The organism is Staphylococcus sp. GDX7P312P, assembly GCF_008385775.1.
Classification (GTDB): Bacteria; Bacillota; Bacilli; order Staphylococcales; family Staphylococcaceae; genus Staphylococcus; species Staphylococcus haemolyticus.
Genome location: NZ_VUKI01000008.1, coordinates 1 through 1,584, shown reverse-complemented (window position 1 = coordinate 1,584; position 1,584 = coordinate 1). Strand labels below are relative to the sequence as shown.

Annotated in this window: 1 protein-coding gene; it reads left to right on the top strand. The window is 30.2% G+C overall.

The annotated features are described in order from the left end of the window. Nucleotides 1-131: 131 nt before the first annotated feature. Complete coding sequence (locus F1592_RS04145) at nt 132-1,448, top strand: ISL3 family transposase (protein ID WP_149809493.1); 1,317 nt, start codon at nt 132-134, stop codon at nt 1,446-1,448. Nucleotides 1,449-1,584 lie beyond the last annotated feature (136 nt).

Here is a 1,584-nt window from a genome sequence, read left to right as displayed (position 1 = left end):
GGTTCTATAATAAATTGGACTGATGACAAAATTCATCAGTCCAATTTTTATGTTTTTGAATAGAAAAAAGGCGCAATTACCTCTATAATTATTAGCTACCAAACAAAATAAAAAAGAAAGGTAATGCGCCTATGTGTAAGTCTATATTAAAAACATTAAGAATTAAAGATAAAAATATCAATTTTTCAGACGAAGTGATTGAGAAAAAATATAAAGGACGAATGAGCCTGTTTTATTATGCCGAGCTCACTTATCAACCTACATATTGTGAAAATTGTTTAGCTAAAAATGATAATTTCTCTATAGTAAAAAATGGTAAGAAAACCTCAACGATTACTTTGCTTAAAATTATGGAAATGCCTGCTTATTTAAATCTTCAAAAACAAAGATTTTATTGTAAAACATGCGATAGTCATTTTACGGCTAAATCTGATATTGTCGATGATTACTGTTTTATTTCAAATAAAACAAAACTTGCAGTTTTAAATAAAGCACAAGAATGCCGCTCTCAAAAATCTATCGCTAAGTCATGCTTAATATCATCAATGACTGTGTCTAGAGTGATTAATCAAGCGGCAAGCGACGTAGGTCAGTCTTCTTTTGATGCTTTACCTGAACACTTAATGATGGACGAATTTAAAAGTGTTAAAAATGTAACTGGGAAAATGAGCTTTATTTATGCAGATGCTGTATCGCACCGCATCGTAGATGTGGTAGCGGATCGTAAGTTAAAATCGTTAAAAGATCATTTTTATCGCTATTCTTTGAAACTAAGACAAAAAGTCAAAACAGTAACGATTGATATGTATGAACCATATATGTCGCTAATCAAGCAATTATTTCCTAACGCGAAGATTATTATTGATCGTTTTCATATTGTTCAATCCTTAAATCGAGCGTTAAATATGTCTAGAGTTCATGTAATGAATTGTTATAGGGCCTCAAATAGACCGCTTTATAATAAATATAAAAGTTATTGGAAATTATTTCTTAAACCTTTTGAAACGCTAGAGGCATTTAATTATCGTAAAGTCCATTTATTTAAAGAGTGGAAAACTGAAAAAGGCATTGTAAATTACTTATTAGATGTAGATGAAGAATTATATAATACATATCACTACGTTCATGAGCTAAGACGATTTTTAAAAGAAAACCAAATAGAGAAATTTAATCATAAACTCTTTTCTATTCATCTTTCAGATGTGTGTCCTAAATTACACCCAGTCATTAGAACTTTAAGACGATTAGCAACTTTCATTGAAAATACTATGACATATTCTAACCTGACCAACGGTCCGTTAGAAGGAATTAATAATAAAATCAAACTCATTAAAAGGGTATCTTTTGGTTATAGAAATTATGATAATTTACGTAATCGAATTATTATAACTTCGCGACTATTTGCCTCAACAACAAAAAAAGAGATTAAACAACCTAAGGTTGCTTAATCTCAATATTAGGACTCATCAGTCCGATTTGACGTAGAGCAAATAAAATGTCTCAGCCTACTTTATCATTATGTCAGTAGCTGACTGATTTGAAAATGCGCTTGAATCAAGCTTTTTTCAAAACAAGTCATCTTTG